This window comes from Actinoplanes cyaneus (assembly GCF_016862095.1).
In the GTDB taxonomy this organism is placed as follows: Bacteria; Actinomycetota; Actinomycetes; order Mycobacteriales; family Micromonosporaceae; genus Actinoplanes; species Actinoplanes cyaneus.
Genome location: NZ_BOMH01000027.1, coordinates 20,002 through 46,066, shown reverse-complemented (window position 1 = coordinate 46,066; position 26,065 = coordinate 20,002). Strand labels below are relative to the sequence as shown.

The following is a 26,065-nucleotide window of genomic DNA, read 5'->3' as shown; positions in this document are numbered from 1 at the left end:
CCGCTGCGTCGCGCTCAGCGGTGACGGGCCCGGCGCTCACTCCGTTGTGGCGACGGACCGGCCGCCGCTGTGCGCTTCGTGCCCGGCCATGCCGTACAGACTTCGGGTCGCGGGTGCCCCGGCGCATCGTCCGGCGCGGATGAGCCGCCCGGCGCGGATGAGCCGTCCGTCGTGCAAGCCATCCGCGCGGAATGAGGAAGCGCGCGGCCGGTGATGGCTGACTGGTCTGGTGCGATTGCCAAGCGGCTACGGACGGGACCTGATCGCCGGCACGGTGCTGACCACCCTGCTGGTGCCACAGGGCATGGCGTACGCGGAACTCGCCGGGCTGCCCGCGATCACCGGCCTCTACACGTCGATCCTGTGCCTGCTGGCGTACGCGGTCGTCGGTCCTTCGAAGGTCCTGGTCCTGGGCCCCGACTCGTCGCTGGGACCGATGATCGCCGCGGTGATCCTGCCGATGGTCGTCGCCGGCGACGATCCGGGCCGGGCGGTCGCGCTCGCCTCGATGCTGGCCCTGATGACCGGCGTGCTGCTGACCGTGGCCTCGGTGGCCAAGCTGGGTTTCGTGGCCGATCTGCTGTCGCGTCCGACCCAGCTCGGTTACATCAACGGTCTGGCGCTGACCATCCTGATCGGCCAGTTGCCGAAGCTGTTCGGCTTCTCGGTGGACGCCGACGGACTGTTCGCCGAGACCGCCGGTTTCGTGCGCGGGGTGGCGGACGGCGAGACGGTGCCCGCCGCCCTCGCGATCGGGGCTGCCGGGCTGCTGCTGATCCTGCTGCTGCGCCGGTACGCGCCGAAGATCCCGGGCATCCTGGTGGTGGTGGTCGCCTCGATCCTCGCGGTGTCGGTGTTCGATCTGGCCGATCGCGGCGTGCAGGTGGTCGGCACGCTGCCACGGGGCCTGCCGCCGTTCACCCTGCCCTCGGCCGGCTGGGACGACCTGGGCCTGCTGGCCGCCGGCGCGCTCGGCATCACCCTGGTCTCGGTGACCGACACCATCTCCACCGCGTCGACGTTCGCCGCCCGGTCCGGGCAGGAGGTGCGCGGCAACCGGGAGATGCTCGGCATCGGCTCGGCCAATCTGGCGGTCGCGTTCTTCCAGGGCTTCCCCGTCAGCACGAGCGGGTCACGGACCGCGGTGGCGGCGCAGGCCGGTGCGCGCAGTCAGCTGACCGGGGTGGCCGGCGCGGCGCTGATCGCGCTGATGCTGGTGCTGGCGCCCGGCCTGCTGCGCAACCTGCCCCAGCCGATCCTGGCCGCGGTGGTGATCGCGGCCTCGCTGTCGCTGGCGGACGCGGCCGGGGCGCGCCGGCTGTGGCGGCAGCGCCGGGTGGAGTTCAGCCTGGCGGTGGCCGCGTTCCTGGGGGTCGCCCTGCTCGGGGTGCTGCCCGGCATCGCGGTCGCGGTCGGGTTTTCGGTGCTCAACGTGTTCCGCCGCACCTGGTGGCCGTACTGGACGGTGCTGGGCCGGCCGGCGGGCGTCAACGGCTACCACGACATGACCTCGTATCCGGAGGCCGAGCAGATCCCCGGAATAGTGATCTTCCGGTTCGACGCGCCGCTGATCTTCGCGAACGCCCGGACGTTCCGGGAGGAGGTCCGCGCGCTGGCCCGGGCCGAGCCGAAGCCGCGGTTCATCGTGGTGGCCGCCGAGCCGATCACCGACGTCGACACCACGGCCGCGGACATGCTGGAGGATCTGGACGCCGAGTTGAACGCGGCCGGGATCTCGCTGGTGTTCGCCGAGCTGAAGACCCCGGTGCGGCAGAAGATCGACAGGTACAAGCTGACCCGCTCGATCGACCCGGCGCACTTCTTCCCCACGGTCGAGGACGCGGCCTCCGCCCTGCGCGGTGGCGGGCCCACCAGGGTGGGCCCGCCACCCGGCTAGCCGAAGGCCTTCACCTCCAGCAGGCCGACCGAGGCGGTGCCGCTGGTCAGGGCGACCCGCAACCGGGTGGTGCTCAGTTGCGGGAAGGTGACCACGTTGTACTGGTTCGCGGCGGTCGGGTATCCGCTCGCGGACGGAACGTCGGCGTACGCCGTGCCGGTCCAGTACTGGAGTTTCCACGACGCGGGCAGGTCGATGCCCTCGCCGTCGTCGAAGAAGTAGACCTGGGCCGAGCGCAGCGTCCGCGCCGAGGACCACGTGAGCTCGGCCCACTGCTGGCCGGTGTTCGGCCACGTACCCCATCGTGGGTTGATCGTGTCGTTGGAGGACGGCGGGTCGATGCCGTCGTTGAGGGCGTTCACCGACTCCCACGACGAGGTGTAGGAGGCGCTGGGGGTGGCGGCCGGCGCGAGATTCTGGGCCGGCGGATCCACGACCGTGCCGCGCTGGTACAGCTTGACCTCGGTCAGCCCGGTCTTGGCGCTGCCGGTCGGCTGGGTGACCTGGATTCGCAGCCGGCTGGTGCTCACCCCGGCGAAGCTGACCTTGTTGTAGTTGGACTGCGGCGTGGTCGGCGTCTTCACCTGCGACGACGCCGCGACGAAGGCGGAGCCGTTCCAATACTGCACGGTGTACGACGCCGGCGGCCGATATCGGTTGGCGGCCCGGTCGTTGCGGAAGTAGATCCGCGCCTCGTCGACCGTCCTGGCCGAGCCGAGGTTGATCTCGTACCAGTCGGTGGCGTTCGGGCTGCCGTAACTGCCCCACAACGGCGAGTTCGTCGGCAGCCCGTCGACAGCGGCGGCCGTGCTGGTGCCCGAGGTGGTGTAGGAGGCCGAGGTCGTCGCGCCGGACGCCAGGTTCGGCGCGGCCGAGGTCAGGTCGACGCCGGCCTTGGCGAAGACGTCCACCATCCGCGCGCTGCTCTGCACCACGTTCTGCGGCGCCTGCAACGACGGGAAGGCCGTGGTGTACGCGACGGTCCCGGTCCCGGACGGGAAGGTGACCGCCCCGGTCGCCGGGTTGTAGACGAACCGGGTGAGCTGGTCGACAGTGGCGACCCGGGTCCCGTTCAGGAAGATCGAGTACCCCTGCGGGACCCCGGCGTACTTGACCACCCCGTCGGCCGGGTCGTCCCAGACGATCGAGAGGTCCGCGTTGCGGTAGCGCAGGTTGTTCACCGCGAAGTTCGGCCAACCTATGTTGATGGGGGACAGTTCGATCTGCGCGTCGTTGCGCGGCCGCAACCCCGCCACGTCCTCGATGATCGTCCAGTTGCTGCTGCCCAGGATGTTGTGGTGGATCCAGGAGCGGTACGTGATCGCGTTGCCGTTCCAGTCGGCCCAGAACTCGTTGGCGTCCGGCCAGTCGGTGTTGCCGCCGACGTACTGCGCCCAGCTGTTCCAGTAGAGCAGTTTCTTGTAGTCGTCGGCGCTCATCCACTGGTTCGGGTAGTTGCGCAGCACCGACGAGTAGAGCCGGAACTGCACCGTCGAGTTGATCGTCGAGAAGTTGTTGCTGCCCGGGTTCCCCGCCGCGGCGGCCGCCGCCTTGTCCTTCTGGTTCGCGGTGTAGAACGGGAAGACCGGGTACTCGGCCGGGTCGGCGAACAGCCGCAGGGCCTGGCGGTACTCGGCCGTGTTCGGCATCAGGCCCACGGCGTACGGATAGTAGTTGTTGATCTCCTTCCAGGGCACGAACGTGCCGGTCGCGACGTGCTTGTGCTCCAGCAACTGGTCAGCCGGGTTCCAGAGGGTGCCGACCACGCCGTTCTTGATCCGGTCGGCGAGCGTCTGCATCTCGGTCGCCTTCGCGGTGTTCCCGGCCAGCGCGTACGCGTCCCGGGCGGCGTTCGCGGCCGACCAGACGTACGCCGTCTCGGCCCGATCCAGGTTGCCGGCCTTCCAGTGGAACGAGACCGCGTCGGCGTCGTTGCCGGTCATCGCGCCCCAGTCGTACTCGATCACCCCGTTGTTGTTCGTGTCGTAGGTCGCCAGCTGACCCTTGGCGTCGCCCTCGGCGTACCGGGCGAAGTTGGTCAGCATGGCCGGCTGGCCGCCGTGGATCTGATACGCCCGCCACGCCGCCTCGGCGATGTACTGCGTGTACGAGTTGGACCAGTTCTCCGGGTCACCGGGGTTGTCCATGAACCGGCCGTTCGCCGAGTACTGCCCGACCGCGAGGTACGGCCCGTAGGAGTACTCGGCGTTGCGCAGATACTTCAGGTCGTCGATGTGCATCGGCTGGGTCAGCGCGATCGCGTTGTTGTACCCGGTCGCGCCCTCCACCGACTGCGGGAACTGGAAGTCCTGCCCGGGGATGTCGGCGTCCAGGTGGTTGAAGCGCATCAGCCACCAGCGGTAGTAGATGTTCTTCTTGATCGCCGGATCGGGCACGTCGATGTAGGGGACGTTCTCGGCCCACCACTTGTTGTACGCCCGGACGTGCGTCGCGAACGCGTCGGCCGGGCTCCGCCCGCGGTACGCGGTGTAGTCGGCCAGCGACGCCGGGATCTCGTTCGCCACCATGCCGAGCTGCGTCTTCGTGGTCACCGTCGCGCCGGCCGCCACGGTCACCGAGCGGGTCAGCGCGCCGCCCACCGCGGTGAACCCGTCCCCGGAGAACCGCGGGTAGATCGTGGTCAGGTTGTTCTTCACGGCGCGGGTGCCGGTCAGCTCGGTGCCGCTGACCGTGGTCGCGTAGGGCGAGGTCGCGTTCAGTGTGACGGTGGCCGGGGCGGCGCCGGTGTTCACCACCGCCAGGTTGGTGACCATGACGTTGTTGTCGGTGATGAACCGGGTCGCCTCCAGCCGGATCGAGCCGCTGGTGTGCACCGTGCGCGCATACGACGGGGTCTGCCTGCGTTGCGCGGCCTGCTCGGTGAACGTGCCCGGGGAGGCGGTGATCGCGTACGCGTTCTGGCTGCTCAGGTTATCCCAGTAGGCCGCGTGGCCGCCGAAGCCGATCACGGCCGGGTCGTAGGTGTACATGAACGCCGCCCGCCCGCGCGTCATCAGGAAGTTGCCGGCCGGGTCACTGCCGTTACGGGCGAGCAGCCGATCCATCCAGAAGTCGGTGCCTCCCGACTCGGCGTCGTAGATCGCCTTCATCGTGTCGCCGGTGCTGTAGGCGACCGGGGGCTGCGGGACGGCGCTCCCGGAGAACGCCGGGAAGCCGATCGGCTGGGCCGCCCGGGCCGGCGCCGGCAGCCCCAGGGTCCCGGCCACCAGCAGGAGGGTCATGGCGAACGCGCGTTTCATGCTTGGAACGCCTTCCACTCGAGGACGCCGGTGGAGTAACCGGCCCGGGAGGTGATCGAGAGTCGCAACCGCGTGGTGCTGACCGTGGGGAACGTGACGACGTTCTCGGTGTTTCCGGCAACCCCACAGGACGATTGCCCGGGTACGGCGACATAGGCGCTGCCGTTCCAGTACTGCACCTGGCAGGAGGCGGGCAGGTCGATGCCCTGGTCGTCGTCGAACCAGTAGACGGACGTCTTGTCGATCGACTTGGCGGCCGGCCACTGGTACTCGATCCACTGCGTGCCCTGTTGCGGCCAGTTGCCGTACGCCGAATGGGTTCTGTCCTGTGAATTCGCCGGTGTCCCGCCGTTGTTGACCGCTGCCAGCGACTCCCAGGACGACACATAGGAGGTGGAAGCCGTTGCCGAGCCGGCGAGGTTCGTCCCGCTGGAGGATCCGGTTGTGGGGATCACCCGCTGGATCGTGCCGTCGTTGTTGAAGGACATCTTGTCCACCGCCACGGAACGGCGGAAGTTGCCACCGCCCGGCGCGTCGGCCGTGTGATAGACGAGGTACCACTGCCCGTTGAACTCGACCGCTCCCGCATGACTGGTCGTCGACGACACCTGGCCGAGCACGATGCCGCGCTGGGTCCACGGGCCGAGCGGATTCGACGCTGTCGCATAGCGCTGGCAGGCGTAATTCGAGTTCGTGACGCAGCCGTTGGTGTCATTGGCCGCGTACATCAGGTAATAGGTGCCGTTTCTCTTGAACATCCACGGCGCCTCCCAGTAATCGGTGAGGCCCGACGGCGTCACCACGGAGCCGACCGTGGTCACCATGTCGGCGGCGAGCTTGACCGCGCGCGGCCCCCAGTAGCCGCCCCAGTACAGGTAGGCCTGCCCGTCGTCGTCCACGAACACCGTCGGGTCGATGTTGAGCCCCGACGAGTTCGGCGTGCTGTCGCTGATCAGCGGCCCGCCCTTGGCGTCGGTGAACGGCCCGAGCGGGCTGTTGCCGACCGCGACGCCGATGTCCATCCAGCCGGCGCCGTTCCCGTTCACCGAGGTGTACCAGTAGTACTTGCCGTTGCGGGGCTCGACCTCGCCGGCCCACGCGTCCGCGCCCGCCCACGGAAACGTCGCGATGCTCGCCTTCGCGCCGTTGTCCGTCCACGAGTTCGCGTCGGTCGAGGAGAGCACGTGCCATTCGTGCATGACGAAATTGTTCGTTCCGGCCGGCGCCTCGTCGCGCCCGGCGTAGACGTACATCGTGCCGCCGACGACCAGGGGCGCCGGATCGGCGGTATAGATGCTGGTGATCACCGGATTGGCGGCCCGCGCGGGAACGGCGGCCGCGGCGACCGCCATGATCACGCCGCAGACGGCGGCCGTCCATCTTCTGCTGGACATACGAGCTCCTCTACTGAAGCTGGGAAATCTCGGAGGCGGAAAGGGCCCGGCTGTAGACGCGGAAGTCGTCCAGGGCCGCGGCCAGATAGGGGTCGCCCGCATACTGCGAACGGCCGATCCAGTTCTGCGTGGTGGCTCCGAGAGCGCCGGGCGCGACAGTGAGCGCGCTGTTGCGAGCCGCTTCGGCGCCGTTCACGTAGAGCACGCCGAGGGTGCCGGTGTGCGTGACGGCCACGTGCGTCCAGGCGCCGGCCGGCAGCGCGGCCGGGGCGTTGATCTGCTGCTCAGCCCCGGCTCCGCCGCTGGTGATCGCGTACCGCGCGGTGCCGGCGCTGCTGCGGGGCGTCAGGAACAGGTACGCGCCGGTCCCGGTGCCGAGATCGAAGACGCGCGACCAGGTGGTGACGGCGTCGAGGCGTACCCAGAAAGCGATGGTGAACGCGGTCGCGCCGGTCAGAATCCCGGACGGCAGATCGACGTACGCGTCCGAGCCGTTCAGCAGCACCGCGCCGCCGGTGCGCCCGGTCGTCCGGGTCGCGCCGCCGGCGAGGGTGCCATGGCGGCCGCCGCCACCGGCGTCGAGCACCGCGCCGCCCGACGTCTCGTCGAACGGATAGTGGACGGTGGTGGCCGGAGCGCCGGTGACGGTCCAGTAGACCGAGTATCGCTGCCCGTGCGTCTTGTAGAACGGCCGCAGCAGCACCGACCCGGCCGTGTACTCCAGCGGCACGCCGGTGGCCCGCAACGACGCGGGGTCGAGCGTGGGCAGCGCGGTCAGGTTCTGGGTGCCGAACTGCCCGGCCAGCACGATCGGCCCGTGCCTGACCGAGCGCACCGCGCTGTTGTCCGGCGCCGCCTCGGTCGTGAGCGCCATCGGCAGGCTGAGGTCGACGGTGTCGCCGCTCGCCCACATGCGGTTGATCGTCAGGTAACTGCCGGGCACGGGGCTGCCGGTGAGGGTGCCGTTGACCCGCACCTGCGCGCCGGAGGTCCAGGACGGGATGCGGATCCGCAGGTCGATCTGCCCGGAGCCGGTCACGGTCAGCCGTGACGTGGACGTCTCCGGATAGGTGGTGGCCTGCGTGATCGTGATGTCGCGCCCCGGCCAGGTCAGCGTCGAGGCGATGAACAGGTTCACGTAGAGCGTGGTGCCGTTGTGGAAGTAGATGCTGTCGCCGAACTTGGTGTTCGTCTCCATGCCCGTGCCGTGGCAGCACGTGAAGTTGTCGTAGTCGTTGCTGTAGCTCTTGATGCCGCCGGCCCGCAGCGGCACGTAGTAGCAGTGGAAACCGTGCGCCGACGACGGGTTCTGCGCGCCGAGCAGGTGGTTGTAGAGCGCCTTCTCGTAGAAGTCCATCCATTCCGCGGCCCGGCCCGGATCGGTGAAGAACAACTGCCGGGTCAGCTTGAGCATGTTGTAGGAGTTGCAGCACTCACAGGTGGTGTCCGACAGTTCGCTCGCGATCCGGTTCGGCGCCTGGAAGTACTCGCCGTTGGAATTGCCCCCGATCGCGTACGAGTGCCGGCGCACCACGAAGTTCCAGAAGTTGACCGCGATGTCGCGATAGCGGGTCGTGCCGGTGGCGTGGAATCCACGGATCGCCGCGATCGCCTTCGGAATCTGCGTGTTCGCGTGGAAACCGGCCAGCGCGTCGGTGTTCGCGGCGAGCGGGTCGAGGATCTGGGCGTGGTCGAAGTACTGCGCTGTGGTCAGGTGCGCCGCGTTCTCGGTGACCTGGTAGAGGTTGAACAGCGTTTCCCCGAGGCCACCGAACTCGGTGCGCAGGACCTGCTGGCGCTGGGCGTACGTCAATCGGCTGTTTCTCGATCGGATCCACTCCGCCTTGCGTTCCAGAATGGTCCGCGCCTGCGCGTTTCCGGTGAGCTGGTACATGTCGAGCAGCCCCGCCACGATCTTGTGCAGCGTGTAGTAGGGCGCCCAGACGCTCTGGCCGCTCTCGAGACGATCGAAGAAGCTTTCCGGGTACGCGGACAGGAAGCCGTTCGCCTTCTGGCAGAGCGCGAGCTGAGCGACCAGGTAGTCGCCCTTGGTCTTGAACGCGGTGTCGCCCGTGCCGGCATACGCCTGCGCCAGCGCGGACAGCATGTGCCCGGTCGAATGCCCACGCAGTTCCGTGGACGGCGACTCCCAGCCGCCGCACGGGGCGGCCGACGAGGACAGCCCCGCGGTGACGCGGAACATGTGCAGCAGCCGATCCGCGTCGATGAAGCGCAGGTAGGCCTGCGTGCGACCGGCGTTGTCGGCGAACGGGCCGGCGCCGAGACGGACGGCGGTGAGCGGGAACGCGTACGCCGAGACGCCGGTGTCCGGGCGGGCGAGGGCGGGGCCGGGCAGCAGCGCCCCGGCCGCGCCGGCGGCACCGGCGAGCAGGACGGTGCGCCGGGAGAGGGTGGGTTGGTGCATGGGGGATCCCTTCCGTCGGAGCGGGACGAAACGGTCATGCATCGACAGACGTCGATCAATGTGGATGGACTCCATCCCGCGCGCGGGTGCTGCGGAGCCGGTCACCGGGGGCGGTGGGGTGCGGGTGGGTGACCGGATACCCGGTCCATCCTGGAGGCCAGCGTTCCTTACGAAAACGTTTTCGGCAAGATGTCAAGCGCGTTACGAAGAGAAACTCATGAATGGCAATCTCGCTGGTGACGTCCCTGCAGGCGAGCCGCGGCGATCAGCACGACGGCGGGCCGCCGCCCTGCCTCGGTGTTTCGGTCGGCGGCCGGGGTGTTTCGGTGCCGGTGGGGCGCGACCCTGGTGGGACGGCGCGGACCCGGCCGGAGCGGCCGGCCGATTAGCATCGGGCGGCATGACGCCAGTGCGCGAAGCGGTTCGTGAGGCGGTGCGGCGTGGTGATCTTGCCTGGCTCTCCGCCCACCTCGGGGCGGCGGACTGCACGCCGGCCGTCCTGCGGCTCCTCGTCCGCCAGGATGACCCCCGCCTGCGCCACCTCGGCCTGGAACGCCTCGGCGCGCGGGCCGCGCGAGCCGGCGAGCCCGAGTCGGCCGAGCTCGCCGGGATGCTGCCGCAAACCCTGGACGGGCCGCCGGAGACCGCGCTGCTGCTGGCCGGGCTCTACGAGCGACTCTGGCGTCACGTCCCGCCGCGGCGCCGGCCGCGATGGCGTACCGCCGGCCTGCCCGCCCCGGTGCGGATCGCCTGGCTGCGCGCCGAGATCCTGCACCAGCCGGAGACCGTTCGCACGGAACCGGCCGGTGAGGTGCTCTGTCAAGCCGTCGACGGGATCACCGCCGACGCCGCGACCCGGCTCGCGGACCTGGTGGGTGAACTGGCCGGCACCGGAGACCCGGTGTTGCGCGGCGCCGCGCTGCGGCTGACCCGGGCCGGGCTGCACGCCGCGCTGCTGGCCCCGGGCCGGGCCCGTGCGCTGATCGGCGGGCTGCTCGACACCCCGGACGCCGGGGTGGCCGTCGCCGCCCTGCGGGAACTCGCCGAGCCGTGGGCCGCGTTCGCCCCGGTGCCGCGCGCCGCTCTGACGCCGTTCCTCCACCCGGCTGCCCCGGCCCCTTCCGGCGCGGCAATCCCCGCCGGGACACCCGGACCCGCCGGGATCGATGCTGCGATCGCGGTCGCGGCGCGGCACGGGCACGACGACCTGCTGTGGGACGTCGTCGTGGACGAGGCGGCACCGCCGGGCACACGGCAGGCGGCGCTGCGAGCGCTGGGTGATCTGGCCGGACGCGACGACATCTCCCGGGTCACGGCGGCCGCGGCCGCCGACCCGCTGCTGCTCGGGGTGGCCGCCATCGACTGCCTGCGGGCGATGCACCGGCGTGGTGAGTTCCCCGGCGATGAGGACGCCGCGGCCATCGTGGACCTGGCGCTGGCCGACCACGCGGTCGCCCCGGCCGAGGCCGCCACGATCCTGTTCACCTGCCGGCACCGGGCGTTCCGGGCGCTGCTGACCGAGGACCCCGGCGACGTGCGATGGCCGCGCCGGTTGGAACTGCTGGTGGGTCTCGCCGCGCAGGGCGGCGGCGACCTCGCGGTGGGTGACGCCGTCGCCGCTGTGCTGCCCGCGCCGTCACGCCCGGAACCGTTCCTGGACGCGATCCGCGCGCTGCGTCACCACCCGGCGGAAGCGGCGGTCATCGACGCGTTGCCGCGCTCGCCCGGATCGGCCCTGGGCGCGCTGGAGGCCATCGGCGGCCCGCGCACCGTGGCGGCGCTCGCCGACGGGCTCGGCCTGAACCCGCGGGGCGTGACGGCACCGGCCGGCGACCCGGTCCCGCCAGGCCCGGATCCCGCGATCGGCGTCGTCGCACCCCACCTGCGGCCGGTCCGCCATCGTGCGCTCGCGCTGCTGTGGCACCTCAACGACGACCCGGACCTGCGGCGTACGATCCTGGCCCGGCTGGACTCGCGCGACCTCCCGCCCCGGATCGCCGCCGACCTGGGTGCCGCCGACCCCCGGGAAGTGGCGCTGCTGACCGCCGGCGCCGATCCGGACAGCCCGGTACAGGCGCTGACCGGGCTGGCCCGTGCCGGTGACCCGGGCACGCTGACGACCATCACCGGTCTGCTGCTGCGGATCGTGTCCGACCTCGCCGGATCCGCCGTGCCCGGGCCCACGGCCGGCCCGCCGGTGGGTGAACCCGCCGTTCCCGTCGAGGTGGTGACGGCCATCCACGCGCTCGGTGCCCGCCTGCACGAGCGCGGCAAGCTCCGGCCGTTCTGCGTGGGTGCGGCGGGCAGCGCCGACGAGGCCGGGCACGCGCTGGTCGCGACCATCGGGCTGGACCTGCTGGACCGGCCCGGCCTGTCGAGCGGCGAGCAGGCGGTCCTGCTCGCGCTGCTGCGCGACGCGCCCTGGGCGGGCACCCGCGCCAGGGTGCACCGGCTGTTACGGCACCGCGACCGGCACGTCCGCAAGCAGGTGATCGCCCTGCTCGCCGCCGGGACCGGGACCGACGACGACAGCGCCGACGTGATGTCGGCGAGCCTGATCGCGCTGACCCGCGCCCGCGACCGGCAGACCGTCCGGCAGGCACTGATCGCTCTCGGTCAGGCTCGGGCCCGGTGGGCCGCGCCGGCGATCGCCGCGGGTCTCGAGCACCCCGCCATGAACGTCAAGAAGACCGCCGCCGAGGCGCTGGTCCGCGCCGGCACGCCGGCGGTGGTGCCCCGGCTGTCGTCCTGGCTCGGCCGCCATGACAACCCCGGCCTGCGCGCGACCCTCGTCGAGGCGCTCCGGGCGATTCTCGGCGACGCCTACCCGGCTACGGTCCTGGCGGCGGCCGAACAGGCGCCCGACGACCGGACCCGCGAGCTGCTGCTGGCCGGCGTCGACCGGATGCTGTCGGCGCGGGCGGTCGCCGCTCTGGCGCAGCAACGCTCACCGGTCGCGCCGCTGCTGCTCACGCTGGTCGCCACGGGCCGCGTCAGACTCGGCTCCGGAACGGTCGAGGACCTGGCGGAGCAGCTGGCGGCCTACGGTGTCGCCGGCCCGCCCCGCCCGGAGCCGGACACTGACGGCCCGGCCGACGACGACGTCGACACGCTGGTGCTCGACGGCTGGGACACCACGACCGCCCGGCGGATCGCGGATCGCCATCAACGCCGGCCCGGCGACCTGAGCCCCGATCAGCTCGACCGGCTCCGGCCGATGCTGGCCGACTGGCTGCGGCTCGCCGAGTCCTGGCCGGCCGCGCTCCGGCTCACGCTGCGGCTCTGCCCCGCCCCTTGGCGGGCGGACGAGCTCAGCACCTTCGCCGGGTCCGCCGCCACCCTGGCCGGTGGACTGGGCGACGTGACCGGGCCGGACCGCGACGACCTCCTCGCGGTCCTCGATGCGGTGGCGCCGACACTGGGCACAGCCGAGGCGCTGGACGTCGCCACCCGCATCCGCGCGACGCCGCCCGCCGCGGCCGGGCGCCGGTCACCGCTGGCGGTGCTGCGCCGGTGCGGTGCGGTGCTGACCCGTTCCGACGTGGAGTGGGCGATCGCGGCGGCCGGGCTCGGCCCCGACCCGTGGCTCGCCGTGAAAGCCGTGCTGCGCGAGGCCTTCGACGTCGATCCCGGGCACGTCACCACTGCGGCCGTCTCCACCGGGGCCCTCTCCACGGGGGCCGTTTCCACGGGGGCCGTTTCCACGGGGGCCGTTTCCACGGGGGCCGTTTCCACGGGGGCCGTTTCCTCGGCGGCCGTTTCCTCGGCGGCCGTTTCCTCGGCGGCCGTGACGTGGCGGCTCGGGCTCGAGACCGCCGTGCGGGGCGGCGCGGTCAGCGAGTTCCGCGCCCGCGACGACGCGACGATCCCCTCCCGGGAGTGCCTCGCCGCGCTGATCGACGTCTACCCCGAGGCCGGCCCGGACACCCGCCCCGAGCTGCTGGACTGGATGGACACCGTCCAGCCGGTCGGCGCACCACCGTGGACCCTGGCGGAGAGCGCCCGGCGGCCCGCCGTCGTGACTCGGATCCCGCACGACGGCGACCTCGACCAGCCCCGCTCGGCGGCCCAGCGGGAACGCCTCCTCGCCGCCCTCGCCGCACCCGCCGCGAGTCGGCGTGACGCGGCGGCCGCGACCCTGCGGGACTGGCCCGAGCCGGAGACCAGGCAGGCGGTGCTCCGCGCGTTCCTGCGCGGCGACGCCGAGGTGGCGATCACCGCCGAGCTCGCCGGGGCTCTCGGCGGCCTCGACGAGGTGCAGTTGCGGGCCGGCGCGCCCGCTGTCCTCCCGGAACGGGTGGCCCGCGTCGCGGCGCACCTCGGCCCGCCCGGCCTCCTCCGGCTGCTGCCGCTGCTGCTGGACTGGTGGGAGCACGGCGACCGGGCCCTGCGAGAGGCGGCGGAACGCGCGCTGCGCGCCGTCCCGGAACTCGCCGACGCCATCGCCGAGCACGTGCGCCCCCGCCTCGACGCGGGGGAGTGGGGCTTCCTCGACCTGCTCGTCGGCCGGCCCCTGCTGCGCACCCCGGCGTTGACCGCTACGTGCCGGCGACTGCGCGCCGACGGGCGCGACGACCTGGCCGGCAAGCTCCGTCTGGTCGACGGTCCGCTGCGTGGTCCGGGCGCTGCCGAGGACGATGCGGCGGGGCTCGCGGCGCTCGCCGGGCGGCCGCTGCCCACGGCCGGCGCGGCCGATGACGGTCCGGTGCGCGACGAGCTGTTCGACCTGATCCGTACCGGTCACACCGAGCAGGTCCGTCGCGCGTTGACCCAGCTCGCCGAGGCGTTCGAAGACGACCCGGGGACAGGCCCGGACCCCGAGCTGGAGAGCGTGCTGGCCCAGCTGTTGCACCATCCGGAGGGCCGGGTGCGACTGCACGCCCACCGTGTCGGCCGCCGTGTCCTGAGCCGTACCGACTACCTGCGGCACACCACGGTCCTGCTGGACGATCCCCGGCCGGAGGTGATCCGGTCCGCGGTCGGCACTCTCAGCCACGCCGCGTACCCACCGGCGATCCCCGCCATCGTGGGTCTGCTCGCCCACGCGGACACCGCCGTGCGCCGGGCCGCCGCTGACGGCCTGGTCCACCTCGGGCGCTCCGCCGTGCCCGCCCTCACCCACGCGGCCGGCCGGGCTCGCCCGGACCGGCGGCACCTCTACACCGAGATCCTCAACCGGATCGACGTGCTCGCGGCACCGGCGGCCGGGACGGCGTGACAGCTTCCGGAGACGTGGCGGCCGGGCTCAGGCCGGTGGGTTGAGGGCCCACTCCACGCTGATCGTCACCGACACGTCCTGGCGGCCCGGCTCGACCGGCGCGGCCTGATCCGCGTAGGCCAGGCCGCGCAGGCCGGTGCCGCCGGAGAAACCGGCGCTCTCCTCGCTCACCCTGATGACCCGGCCCAGCGGGCGGCCGGCCTCTCGCGCGTACAGCTCGGCCTTGCCGCGAGCGTCGGCGAACGCCCGCTTGCGGGCCTCGGTGAGCAGCGCGCCGTCGTTCTCGATGGCGAACGACGTGCCGTGCAGCCTCGCCGCGTCGCCGCCGGCCGTCATGGCCGCGGAGATCACCGCACCGGCCTTCGGCAGCGTCCGGATCTTGGCGGTGAGGCCCTGACTCACGGTGTACCCGGTGATCTTGGTGCCGTTCCGCCGTGAGTTGACGCTGACGTCCGAGGTCTGGAGATCGGCCTTGGCGACCCCGGCCCGGATCAGCGCGTCGCGCATCCGGGTGGACGCCGTGGCAGCCCGGTCCAGAGCCGGCCCGACCGCCGGAGCGTCGGTCTCCACCCCGAAGCTGACGGTGAGCACGTCGGGCTCGCCGGACACCTTGCCGGTGCCGCTGACGATCACGCTTTCGCGCGTCTCCTCGCCGGTCCCACTGACAATCACGCTTTCCCGTGTTTCCCCGGCGGCCGGCGCGCTCTCCCCGGCGACCGGCGCGCTCGCGGCGGCGGCCGGCCGGCCGCCGGCCAGCAACGACGGCCCGGCAAGCGTGGCCAGAACAACAAACGCATGCGCGACGTGTGACTTCTTCATATACCCGCCCTCGACGTTACATTTCCCCCATACTCGTGCCTGATGTCGGTTATGAGCGGCATATCTGACGTCTGTGAGGCGGAAGTGTCGGCAGCGGCGGCTCGCAAGGTCCGTCCGCTGCGTGTGGGGCCAGTACGATTGCGTGTTGCATCAACAGGACGGGCGGCGCCGCTGGGTGAGCTGTGGAGCGTCACACCGCGTTCCGCTGCGAGGGTCGCCAGGCAGGCCGTCGAGCCACTCCTGGATGTGGCGGCCGGCTCCTTCGTACCGTCGAATCGGTGGGGGTCCCGGGTCTGGGGTGGCGGTCAGCCGGCGGTGAGCCGGCGGAAGACCGTGCCGCAGATGTCGAGGCAGTGGGCCAGGGTGACGTCGGCCGGGAGTGACCCGGTGGTCGTGAACACGAACGCCTCGCGGTCAACGCGCTCGACCGTGCCGGTGAACGCCGCGGCCGCCAGGGTCTCCTCGAAGAGGTCGCTGCCGTCGGGGGCGGACAGGTCGAACCAGGTCAGCGCCTCGTCGCCGAACGCCAGGCCCCATTCCCGGCCGTCCCTCGTGCTCAGTGCCAGCGAGAACGGCAGGTACGCCAGGGCCGGGTCGCGGGGCAGCCGGGCGAGGGCGCCGGCCACCACCGGCCGAGCCGCCAGGGTGTCGCCCTCGTAGATGTCCCAGCCGGCACTGTTGCGGTGCGGCGCGACGCCGTCGACGGCGTACACCGGGCGGGAACGTCGCCACCAGCTCATCGATCCACTATCGGGCCGGGAGGAAGGGAAAGCACGCCTACCTGCGGGCCCGGGTGGGTATGCGGCAGAGACGTCACGAGAAGAAAGAGGTACCCGGCATGGACAAGAGCACCATCGTGCGGGCGGCGCTGCCCGTCGCCACGACCGCCGCCACCGCGTGGATCATGCGGAAGACGCGTCTGCCGGCCGTGGCCACGCCGGTCGTCAGCATGGCTGTCGGTGGCGTCGTCGCGAAGCTGGCGCAGCGCATCCGCTGAGCCGGTGGCGCTCCCGGCGTGATGGCGTAGGTTGATGACGCTCGAGCGCGATCGACGAGAGGCGAGACGCCTGATGGTGGCAGTAACTGGCAACGGCGCCAACGAGGATCTGCGGGCGCTGTTCGGGCAGTCCACCGCGGTGTTCGCGTCGCTGGCCGGGCCGCGGCACGTGGTGGAGACGGCGAGCCCGGCGTTCTTCACGGCGATCGGCCAGGACGGGGCCGGCCCCGGCGACGCGCTGGTGGACGGTCCGGCCGGTTTCCCGGCCCTGCTGGACGAGGCCTATCGCACCGGCGAGCCGCAGACCGCCCGTGACGTGCAGGTCGTGCTCGGCGCCGGCGAGCACGAGCGGGCGGCGTCCTTCGACTTCACCTGCGAGCCCCGCCGCGATGCCACCGGTCAGGTGATCGGCGTGCACGTGATCGGGGTCGAGACCACCCAGGTCAAGCAGACCCAGCGGTTGATGGCCGAGCATCGTGCGTTGCTGGAGCAGATCGCCCGGCAGGCCGCTCTCGGCGAGGTGCTGGACGGGATGGCCCGCAGCATCGAGGAGCTCGCGCCGGAGGAGGTGCTCGTCTCGGTCCTGCTGGCCGACGCCGACGGCCTGCATCTGCGGCACGGCGCCGCGCCGAGCCTGCCCGGCTTCTACAACGAGGCCATCGACGGGATCGCCACCGGTGAGGGCGTCGGCTCGTGCGGCACCGCCGCGCACCGGCGCGAGCCGGTCATCGTCACCGACATCACCACCGATCCGTTCTGGGACGACTTCCGGGAGCTGGCCGGCCGGGCCGGCCTGGCCGCCTGCTGGTCGACGCCGATCCTGGCCCGGGACGGCGCCCTGCTGGGCACCTTCGCGATGTACCACCGCACGCCGCGTGTCCCGGAGGAGGCCGACCTGGCTCTGGCGCGGGTCTTCGCCGGCACCGCGGCCCTGGCGATCGAGCGTCACCACATCGAGGAGGCCAAGGCGGCGGCCGAGGAACGTGCCCGGGTGGCGCACGACGAGCTGGCCAAGGCGGTCCGTGCCGAGCAGGAGCTCCGGGCCGACGCCGAGCGGCGTGCCACCGCCGCCGCGGAGCTCGCCGACCGGATGAGCGCCGCCGCGACCGCACAGGCCGTCAAGCCGCACCCGGAGCTCTGCCAGCTCGGCGGCGCTCAGGGGTGCACCGCCCCGGCGGAGATCAAGATCGCCGATTCGTGGGGCGACGCGGCGTGGGGCTGCTCCACCCACGTCGAGGAGGCCATCATCAACGTGCGCTCGGTGTTCATCGCCAGCGAGGAGCTCGGCGGCCTCGCTGCCTACCTGAGCCGCTGAGCAGTCCTGGTACAGCCTGCTGTACCAGGAATCGGGTAGTTGGCGGGATCGATGCCGGCGGCCGCCGGAAATAGCGTTTCCCTCATGACACCGAGGACGAAGTACCGCAGCCTGGCGGTCACCCTGACCGCCGTCACCGTGCTGGCCGGCGGCGCCGGCATCGCCGAGGCGCAGGACACGGGCGCCGCGCAGAAGGCGGCCGTCGCACAGGGGTCGGGCTGGGCCGGCATCACCCGGGAACAGGTCCGGATCGACTTCGGCGAGGGCTGGGTCACGCAGGCCGAGCTGACCTACCCCAGCCGGGCGAAGGGCCGGCTGCCGCTGGTCGTCCTGCTGCACGGCAGCGGGCACAACGACATGAACCAGACCCTGCCCGACGGCGGAGGCTCGACGTTCGTGCCGCTGGCGCAGGCCGCCGCCCGGGAGGGCTACGCGGCGCTGCGCTTCAACAAGCGCGGGGTGACCGGCATCGGCCCGGTGGAGAGCACCGATCCCGCGCAGCTGAACCCGAAGAACCCGTACGACCGGATCCAGCGGGACGCGGCCGCGGTGGTGCGGTTCGCAGCCGCCTCGCCCCGGGTGAACCCGTCCAAGATCTTCCTGCTCGGCCACAGCGAGGGCACGAACGTGGCCGCCAACCTGGCCGCCGATCCGAAGGCGTTCGGCATCCCCGCTCCGGCCGGCGTGATCGCGATGGGCGTGGTCGGTCAGAACATCAGGGACTTGCTGACGCTGCAGCTCTACGGCCGGCTGCTGCTGCAGCTGCACGATGAGTTCGACGTGGACGCCGACGGCAGGTTGACGGCGGCCGAGGCGATCGACGGCCTGATCGGTCAGCCGAAGGAGGCCGCCGATCAGTTCCGGTCGGTCCTGCTCGACGGCGACCGGGTGCTGGGCAGCACCGACACCGACCACGACGGTCAGATCGCGATCGACGCCGAGGCCGGAGCGGTGTTGCGCAAGGCCACCGGCATCGACAACTACCCGGACGTGCCGGGCCTGGAGACGCTGCAGGAATACGTCGCCGACATCGCGCGGTTCCCGACGGTGACGCAGGCCCTGCCCCGGTTCACCGGCCCGACGCTGCTGCTCAACGGTGAGAACGACCTGCAGACCCCGGCACGGGCGGCGCTGGCCGCGGATGCCGCTGTCGGCGCCGCGGGGAACCGGGACCACCGGATCGTCATCTACCCGGGGATGGCGCACACCATGAACGTCACCCCGAAGTTCACGCCGCGGTTCGCCGAGCCGGACCGGCAGGTCGTCGCCGACATCCGCGCCTGGCTCCGCTCCCACCGCTGATCGCACGCCGGGGGGCGAAGGCCGGTGGGAGGAGACTCCCACCGGCCTTCGCCGGGCCGTTGTCAGTGCCCGCGATCAGTGCAGGATCACCGGTGCGGCATCGGCGCCCGCCCCATCGGCGAGGTGCACGTCCTCGCGCTTGCGGGGCAGGAACAGCGCCGAGACCACGGTGACCGCGACCAGGGCGGCCGCCACCCAGTACGTGTGCGCGAACGCCTCCGCGGCCTGCTCCAGACCCTGCGCGATCCCGGCCGGGCCGAGCTGCGCCGCGATCGCCGGGTCCTGCCGGGACGCGATCGCCGGGCCGGCCAGCGAGGCGTCCTTCAAGCCGTTGGTCAGGATCACCGACATGATGGCGACACCGACCGAGCTGGCGATCTGCTGGGTGATGTTGAGCAGCGTCGACCCGCGGGCCACCTCGGCCTGCCGCAACGTCTTGAGCGCCGAGGTCATGATCGGCATCATCGTGCCGCCCATGCCCAGACCCATCACGAACAGGGTCACGATCAGATAGGTGTACGACGTCGTCGCCGTGATCTGGGTCAGACTGATCATGCCGCCCAGGATCAGCAGCAGGCCGAACGGCACGATCCGGCCGACCGGGAACTTGTCGCTGAGCGTGCCGGCGATCGGCATGGTCAGCATCGCGCCGATGCCCTGCGGGGCGACGAGCAGGCCGGCGTGGAGCACCGACTCGCCGCGGATCTGCTGGAAGTACGTCGGCACGAGCAGCAGGCCGCCGAAGAACGCCACCGCGAACAGGAACATCGTGATGATGCTGACCGCGAGGTTCCGGTTCTTGAACAGCCGCAGGTCGAGCAGCGGATGCTTGGGCCTGAACGAATACAGGACGAACGCGGCCACCAGGGCCAGGCCGATGATCCCGGGGATCAGGACCTTCGCCGAGCCGACCTTGCCCTCGGCGGGGATCGACGAGACGCCGTAGAGGAACAGCGCCAGACCCGGCGACATCATCAGCATGCCGACGAAGTCGAACGTCTCGGACGGGTGCGGCGCGTCCCTGGGCAGCACCACGAACGCGTAGATCAGGGCGATCACGCCGATCGGCAGGTTGATCAAGAAGATCCAGTGCCAGCTGGCCGCGTCGATCAGCCAGCCGCCGAGAATCGGGCCGCCGATCGGACCGAGCAGCATCGGCACGCCGAGGATGGCCATCAGCCGGCCCATCCGCTTCGGGCCCGCCGCCTTGGTCATGATCGTCATGCCCAGCGGCATCAGCATGCCGCCGCCGAGGCCCTGCAGGACCCGGAAGGCGATCAGCATGTTGATGCCGGTCGCCATGGCACACAGCACCGACCCGATCGTGAACAGCCCGATCGCGGTCATGTAGAGCCGTTTGGTGCCGAACCGGTCGGCCGCCCAGCCGGTGAGCGGGATGACGGTGGCCAGCGCGAGGGTGTAACCGGTGACCGTCCACGCGACGGTCGAGTAGGGGAGGGGCTGACCGGGCTCCCCGAACGTGGTCTGGAAGGTGGGCAAGGCGACGTTGACGACAGTGATGTCGAGGATCGACATGATGGCGCCGAGCACGACGACGCCGGCGATCTTCAGGATGTCGCCGGTGATCCGCTCGTCGTTGGTGGTGGCGGGTGGAGCAGCCTCTGTCATAGTTCCTTCTCCGGGCCAGTGACGCCGTCTTCCGTGAATCGCTCCGAGTCTTCCGCGCCCCGCTGGCACGGAGCGCACAGGACACTGGCACGGCACGGTCGGCGTATCCTGCGTCGACGGTAGTCCCGGAGGCCCGATTCCGGGGTGCCCTCCTCGCGGTCCGCACCGAATCCGACTCGGCCGGGTGGCACATTTCCGCGCCGCGGCGGCCGGTGCGAGCGTGCCGGTGCAACGATGTTGACCATGACGGTCGACCACACCGTGCGCCTGCGGTTCTCCGACGACTCGCGGGCGGCGGCAACCCACACCAACCTTTCCGCGGTACGTCGTGACGGCCCCGTCCTCTGGATCGCCGGTGACGAGACCGCGACCGTCGAGCGGCTGCTCGCCGACAACCCGGACAAGCCCGCCGAGTTCGGGGAGGAGACCCGCTTCCGCCTCGCCGACCTGGTCGACCTGCCCGGGGCGGACGCCGACGAGGAGGCCGACGTGGAAGGGCTCGCCCGGACCGGGCACTTCCTGTGGGCGGTCGGCTCGCACAGCCTGCGGCGCAAGCAGATCCGCGGGCATCACGACGGCCCCAAGGCGCTCAAACGGCTCGCCCGGGTCGAGGGGCAGGACAACCGGCAGATTCTCGTACGGCTGCCGGTCGCCGACGTCGGGGGAGTGCCCACGCCCGTACGGGAGAAGGTGGTCGATGGTGTCGTTCATCGTGCCGCGGCGCTGAGCGGTCGTGACGACCTGCGCCGGATGCTGCGCGACGACGAGCACCTGGCGCCGTTCCTGCCGATCCCCGGCAAGGACAACGGGCTGGACATCGAGGGGATCGCGGTGCGCGACGACCGGGTCTACCTGGGGCTGCGGGGGCCGGTGCTGCGCGGGTGGGCGTTCGTGCTGGAGCTGCGGCCGTACGTGACCCCGGACGCCCCGGCGCGGTTGCGGCTGCGGCCGTTCGAGGACGGGCGGCCGTACCGTAAGCATGTCCTGGATCTGGACGGGCTCGGCGTGCGTGACCTGTGCCCGGACGGCGACGATCTGCTGGTGCTGGCCGGGCCGACGATGGCGCTGGACGGGCCGGTGCGCGTCTACCGCTGGCACGACGCCGCCCGCACCGGGATGCCGTCGGTCGTGCGCGGCGAGCTGATCAGCCGGGAGCTGGAGCTGAGCTTCGGCGAGGGGGACGACCACGCGGAGGGGCTGAGCACGTACGGCGACGATCGGATCCTGGTCGTCTACGACAGCCCGGCGCTGTCCCGGCTGACCGCGGACGGCGCGGTGATCGCCGACGTGCTGCGCCTGCCCCGCTGAGCGCCTTCGTCGCGGTTTGCTGTGCGCCGGCCGGCTCCGTCGTGCTTTCGGCTGCGGCCGCCGCCCACTCTCCCGGCTGGCACTCACGGTCGGAAAAGCGCCCGGATCGAACCGTGAGTGCCAGCTGAGCTGCCTGAGCTGGTTCTCACGGTCGTGATGCGGCGCGGGTTGAACCGTGAGTGCCAGCCGGAGTCTTGCGTGGGCGGTTTCGGTGGTGGCTCGGCTCAGCGGGTGGTGCTTCGGCGGCGCTCTGCGGAGCTTTACGCCGGGGGCGAATCCGTTGATCCGCTGGCCGGTCGTTTCCGTATTAGGACATACGCATCTATTTACATCGTCATCCGAGCGGTGGGACGCGCTGGTTTTGTCGGCGGGAGCGGGTAGGTTCTGACGCGGCCCGAGGAGGATGGAGGAGCCGCCGGTGACTGCGCCGACAACGACGAAGGGCACGCCCGGCCCGGAGAAGGGCACGCCCAGCCCTGAGAAGGGCACGACGATCGGCTCCCTCGAGGTGCTGGCCGTGGTGCTCGTGCTGCTGGTGCTCGCCCGTGGCCGCATCGCCGGGCTGATCTCCGGGGCGGCGCTGCAGACCTGGTCGACGGTGTTCGTCTCGGTGCTGGTGCAGGCCGTGCCGTTCCTGGTCTTCGGCGTGGTGCTCTCCGCCGTGATCGCCGTCTTCGTGCCGCGCGGCTTCTGGGCCCGGGCGCTGCCCAGCCACCCGGCGCTCGCCGTGCCCGCGGCCGGCGTCGCGGGCGTGATCCTGCCCGGCTGCGAGTGCGGCAGCGTGCCGATCGCCGGCTCCCTGATCCGGCGCGGGGTGACCCCGGCGGCCGCGCTGGCGTTCCTGCTGGCCGCCCCCGCGATCAACCCGATCGTGCTGACCGCGACCGTGATCGCCTTCCCCGGCGAGCCGATGATGGCGGTCGCCCGGGGCGTGGCCAGCCTGGTCGTCGCGGTCGCGATGGGCTGGCTCTGGCTGCGCGTCGGCAAGCCGGAATGGATCAAGCTGCCGCACCGGCCGGATCTGGACGACGAGTCGAAGGCCCGGGCGTTCTGGGCGGCCTGCCGCCACGACATCATGCACGCCGGCGGCTTCCTGGTCCTGGGCGCCGCCGCCGCGGCGACGATCAACGTGGTGATCCCGGCCGCGTGGTTGCAGAGCCTCGCGGGCTATCCGGTGCTCTCGGTGATCGCGCTGGCCACCCTGGCCGTGCTGCTCTCCATCTGCAGCGAGGCCGACGCGTTCGTGGCCGCGTCGCTGTCCCAGTTCTCGCTGACCTCGCGCCTGGTCTTCCTGGTGGTCGGCCCGATGGTCGACCTGAAGCTGATCTCCATGCAGACCGGGGTCTTCGGCCGCCGGTTCGCGATGCGCTTCGCCCCGGCCACGTTCGTCGCCGCCATCCTGGTCGGCTCCGCCTTCGGGGTGGTCCTGCTGTGAGCCGGATGACCCAGGCCGTGATCATGCTGCTGTTCGGCGGCGCCATCATCAAGGCGACAGTGACCGATGTCTTCCTTCGCTACGTCAAGGCGGGGCTGCAACCCTTCCTGCTGGTCGCGGGCATCCTGCTGGTCGCCGCCGCGGTCATGACGATCTGGTATGACCTGCGCGCCGCCCGGCGTGGCGAGGCCGGCCACGACGACCACGAGCCGGACGACGGGCACGGGCACGGCGCCCACGAGCCGAAGGTCGGGTGGCTGCTCCTGCTGCCGGTGCTCGGGCTGCTGCTGATCTCACCCCCGGCGCTCGGGTCGTTCGCGGCGGGCCAGGCCGGAAGTGTGGGCCCGGCCGCCGCCTCGGACTATCCACCGCTGCCCGCCGGCGACCCGGTCGAGCTGAGCCTGCTGGACTACGCGTCGCGGGCGGTCTTCGACGGCGGCAAGAGCCTGGCCGGGCGCACCGTCAAACTGACCGGCTTCATCACCCCGGGGCCCGACGGGAAACCGATGCTCGCCCGGATGGTCCTCACCTGCTGCGCCGCCGACGGCCGGCCCATCAAGGTCGGGCTCAGCGGCGTCCCGATGGACGCGCCGCCGGACGCCTGGGTGGAGGTGGCCGGCGTCTACAGCAACCAGGTCGGGACCGATCCGGTGAACCAGGCGCAGGTCGCCTACGTCGAGGTCAAGTCGTGGCAGGAGATCGACCAGCCCAAGCAGCCCTACGCCTGACCGGCCCGCCCCGGACTCGTGGCCACGCGCCCGCTTCCTGCCGTTCGCGTGCCGCTGCCGGACGCGGTCCCGGCCCGATCGTCGCCGGCCAGAAACCGGCACAGGGTGATCCCGGATCGCCGCCCTCGCGGTGGCCGTGCCACGGCACGGCACGGCCGGACAGCAGACCACGTCACCAGCCGTGGCACTCCAGCGCGTCGGCGTGGGCGGGGTCGCTGAGGTCGACGGTGGCGGTGATGCTCCGGTACTCGGCGGCCAGCAGCTCTGGCGGCTTCCGCCCGGTGTCGCGCAGCCAGGCACGGACTGCCGCCACGGCTTCGGCCGGCTCGTGGCCGTCGTCGACCAGCGCGGCGTGCAGCATCCAGTAGACGAGCGAGGCCACCCGGTCCGGCACCGCCCCGGCGAAGCCGATCACCGAGGTGAAACCGCCGGTCAGCAGCGCGTCGGCCAATGACGACAGGGCCACCGGGTCGGGCGGCAGGATGGCCACGCCGCCCGGGCGCGGCGGCAGGATGGCCACGCCGCCCGGACCCGGCGCGGCGGCGGACTCCGCGGTGGCGGACTTCGCGATGGCGGCCGGGGTCAGGAGTGCGCCGCCGGCCAGTTCCAGGTCGCCGGTCGCGGTGACGCCGCAGCCCAGGTGCAGCAGTGAGGCGTTCAGGTGCGCGGCGACCCGGTCCGGCGTTGCGTCGCCGTCGGTCTGCTCGATCGTCACGCCCAGGCCCGTGGACCGTGGGTGGAACGCGCGGCGCAACCGTAACGCGTCCATCGTGGCATTCTCCCGGTCGCCGCGCGGGTTGGCGACGAACACGACGGCCTCGGCGATCGGGCGACGGCCGCGGCGGATCAGGGTGAGCAGCCGGGCCGCGGTCGGGACGTGCGACACCGCGGCCGTACCGCCGATCGGTGTGGTGGTGGCGACCCGGCCGGTCCAGTCGGCGCCGGGCGCGACCGGCTCCCAGTCGCCAGCGGAGGTCAGCGCCGCCGAAGGGTAGACGAGCGCCTTCAGGCCGGCGTCCCGCATCGCCGTGGCGACGTCGGCGAAAGCCGACTCCAGCGGCGTCGTGCCGGGCAGGGCGGCGGCGACGCGAGCGGCCAGCTCGACGTCCGCCGGGGGCAGACCGGGCAGGCCGGCGGCGATCCGGTCGAGGCAGCGGGCGGCGATCGCCAGGTCATCGGGGCCGTCCGGCCAGCCGCTGCCGTCGCCGACCTGGTGGCGGGCGATCAGGGCGTCGGCCAGGGCCAGCTCGTCTGCGGGCCGGTTGCCGGGCGCCGCGGCGATCGCGGCGGTCAGGGCGACCCGCTCGTCGATCGCCTCGGAACAGGTCTCCAGCAGGGCGCGCAGGTCAGCGGCGGGCGTCGCGGGGATCGGGGCGGGCCGGGGGCGGGGCTCGGGGCCGCCGGTCGGCACCGGGCCGTCGACCACCGCGACCCGGCCCGGGTCGAAGGGCAGGTCCGGCTGGTCACGCTCGTCGAACGGATGCCAGGAGCCCGGGGACTCCACCGTCGCCTCAGCAGGCCGCGGCGTGGCGGTCGGCTCAGCGGACCGCGGCGTGGCGGTCGACTCGGTGGGCCGCGGCATGGCGGCCGGCTCAGTAGGCCGCGGCGTGGCGGTCGCCTCTGTGGGTCCTGGCACGGCCGGCGCGTCGGCAGGCTTGCGAGCGGCCGGGATGAAGACCGACGGATCCGGCATGGGCGGCGGGGTCATCCCGCCGCCGCGCATCTGCTGCTGGAAGCTCTGCATCGCCCCGAACGCCCGGGTCAGCTTGCCGAGGTCCATGCCGCCCGGCCCGCCGAGCATGCCGTGCAGCGCCTCCGCGACGGTGAGCAGGGTTCGCGCCGACGAGGTCAGCTCCGCGCTGACCGGCGGCCCGTCCGCGACCTCCCGGAACAGCGCGATCGCCCGGTCCGCGTCGCCGGCGCCGTCCGCCCGGCCGCCCTGCAGGAACGCGCCGGGCGAGGTCATCCCGGCTGTCATCCCGGCCATCAGCAGCTGCCCGAGGATCAGCTTGGAACCGCCTGCCAGTACGGGCGACTGGCCGGGGAACCCCAGCGACTCGTCGAGCAGGTGGACGGCGGCGGTCCGGTCGCCGGCGGCTCCACCGTGGGCCAGGTGCCGCATGCCGTGCAGCCATCCCAGTTGCGCCGCGACCTGCCCGCGCAGCGTCTCGGCCGGTTCGATCCGCTGGTACGCCTTCTCCAGCACGGTGATCGCCTCGTCGAGGTGCGGTCGGGCGGCCGCCGATCCCGGCCCGGCCCGCAGGTACCGGTTGGTCAGGTCGGCGCCGTGCTCGACCAGCGCGCGCAGGCCCTCGTCGTCGTCGGGCATCACAGCATC

Annotated in this window: 15 protein-coding genes; 8 read left to right on the top strand and 7 right to left on the bottom strand. The window is 72.1% G+C overall.

The genetic code is table 11. The annotated features are described in order from the left end of the window. Positions 1-229: 229 nt before the first annotated feature. On the top strand, positions 230-1,897 hold the full coding sequence (locus Acy02nite_RS17200; protein WP_239174947.1) for a SulP family inorganic anion transporter: 1,668 nt from the start codon (positions 230-232) through the stop codon (positions 1,895-1,897). Here the strand turns inward: Acy02nite_RS17200 and Acy02nite_RS17195 are convergent. Genes Acy02nite_RS17195 through Acy02nite_RS17185 form a run of 3 tightly spaced genes read right to left on the bottom strand, consistent with a single transcriptional unit; the run spans position 1,894 to position 8,976 of the window. Next, a complete protein-coding gene (locus tag Acy02nite_RS17195; protein ID WP_203741754.1) occupies positions 1,894-5,157 on the bottom strand; it encodes a discoidin domain-containing protein in 3,264 nt (1,087 codons plus the stop codon). The two genes, Acy02nite_RS17200 and Acy02nite_RS17195, sit on opposite strands and share 4 nt — an antisense overlap. After that, positions 5,154-6,551, bottom strand: coding sequence for a family 43 glycosylhydrolase (locus tag Acy02nite_RS17190; RefSeq protein ID WP_203741752.1), 1,398 nt, complete (start codon positions 6,549-6,551; stop codon positions 5,154-5,156). The genes Acy02nite_RS17195 and Acy02nite_RS17190 overlap by 4 nt, the downstream gene beginning before the upstream one ends. A 10-nt stretch (positions 6,552-6,561) precedes the next feature. Next, positions 6,562-8,976: a beta-L-arabinofuranosidase domain-containing protein gene (locus Acy02nite_RS17185; RefSeq protein WP_203741750.1), complete on the bottom strand. Its 2,415-nt coding sequence runs from the start codon at positions 8,974-8,976 to the stop codon at positions 6,562-6,564. A gap of 400 nt (positions 8,977-9,376) precedes the next feature. Between Acy02nite_RS17185 and Acy02nite_RS17180 the strand changes: the two genes are divergently transcribed. Beyond that, complete coding sequence (locus tag Acy02nite_RS17180; protein WP_203741748.1) at positions 9,377-14,194, top strand: HEAT repeat domain-containing protein; 4,818 nt, start codon at positions 9,377-9,379, stop codon at positions 14,192-14,194. Between the two features lie 27 nt (positions 14,195-14,221). Here the strand turns inward: Acy02nite_RS17180 and Acy02nite_RS17175 are convergent, their stop codons facing one another. Next, the gene (locus Acy02nite_RS17175; RefSeq protein WP_203741747.1) at positions 14,222-15,013 is read right to left on the bottom strand and encodes an SIMPL domain-containing protein; all 792 of its coding nucleotides are present in this window, start codon (positions 15,011-15,013) and stop codon (positions 14,222-14,224) included. 305 nt (positions 15,014-15,318) lie between these two features. Continuing rightward, positions 15,319-15,753, bottom strand: coding sequence for a hypothetical protein (locus Acy02nite_RS17170; protein ID WP_203741746.1), 435 nt, complete (start codon positions 15,751-15,753; stop codon positions 15,319-15,321). A 98-nt stretch (positions 15,754-15,851) separates the two neighbouring features. On the opposite strand from Acy02nite_RS17170, the gene Acy02nite_RS17165 reads away from it, so the two are divergent. The 3 genes from Acy02nite_RS17165 to Acy02nite_RS17155 all read left to right on the top strand — a co-directional run bounded on the left by Acy02nite_RS17165 (position 15,852) and on the right by Acy02nite_RS17155 (position 18,627). Next, positions 15,852-16,010: a hypothetical protein gene (locus Acy02nite_RS17165; protein WP_203741745.1), complete on the top strand. Its 159-nt coding sequence runs from the start codon at positions 15,852-15,854 to the stop codon at positions 16,008-16,010. A 73-nt stretch (positions 16,011-16,083) separates the two neighbouring features. Beyond that, positions 16,084-17,325: a GAF domain-containing protein gene (locus Acy02nite_RS17160; protein ID WP_203741744.1), complete on the top strand. Its 1,242-nt coding sequence runs from the start codon at positions 16,084-16,086 to the stop codon at positions 17,323-17,325. Positions 17,326-17,409: 84 nt separating this feature from the next. Next, a complete protein-coding gene (locus Acy02nite_RS17155) occupies positions 17,410-18,627 on the top strand; it encodes an alpha/beta hydrolase family protein (protein ID WP_203741743.1) in 1,218 nt (405 codons plus the stop codon). A 75-nt stretch (positions 18,628-18,702) separates the two neighbouring features. Here Acy02nite_RS17155 and Acy02nite_RS17150 read toward each other — a convergent pair whose 3' ends face one another. Further along, positions 18,703-20,256, bottom strand: coding sequence for a DHA2 family efflux MFS transporter permease subunit (locus tag Acy02nite_RS17150; protein WP_203741742.1), 1,554 nt, complete (start codon positions 20,254-20,256; stop codon positions 18,703-18,705). A 243-nt stretch (positions 20,257-20,499) separates the two neighbouring features. Between Acy02nite_RS17150 and Acy02nite_RS17145 the strand changes: the two genes are divergently transcribed. The 3 genes from Acy02nite_RS17145 (at position 20,500) to Acy02nite_RS17135 (ending at position 23,727) form a co-directional block, all read left to right on the top strand. Beyond that, the gene (locus Acy02nite_RS17145) at positions 20,500-21,564 is read left to right on the top strand and encodes a DUF3616 domain-containing protein (RefSeq protein WP_203741740.1); all 1,065 of its coding nucleotides are present in this window, start codon (positions 20,500-20,502) and stop codon (positions 21,562-21,564) included. Positions 21,565-21,967: 403 nt separating this feature from the next. Then, the gene (locus tag Acy02nite_RS17140; RefSeq protein WP_425548095.1) at positions 21,968-22,999 is read left to right on the top strand and encodes a permease; all 1,032 of its coding nucleotides are present in this window, start codon (positions 21,968-21,970) and stop codon (positions 22,997-22,999) included. A gap of 5 nt (positions 23,000-23,004) precedes the next feature. Continuing rightward, entirely contained in the window at positions 23,005-23,727 is a 723-nt protein-coding gene (locus Acy02nite_RS17135) for a TIGR03943 family putative permease subunit (protein ID WP_425548094.1), read from the top strand. A gap of 172 nt (positions 23,728-23,899) precedes the next feature. Here Acy02nite_RS17135 and Acy02nite_RS17130 read toward each other — a convergent pair whose 3' ends face one another. Further along, a complete protein-coding gene (locus tag Acy02nite_RS17130; RefSeq protein WP_203741734.1) occupies positions 23,900-26,056 on the bottom strand; it encodes a hypothetical protein in 2,157 nt (718 codons plus the stop codon). Positions 26,057-26,065 lie beyond the last annotated feature (9 nt).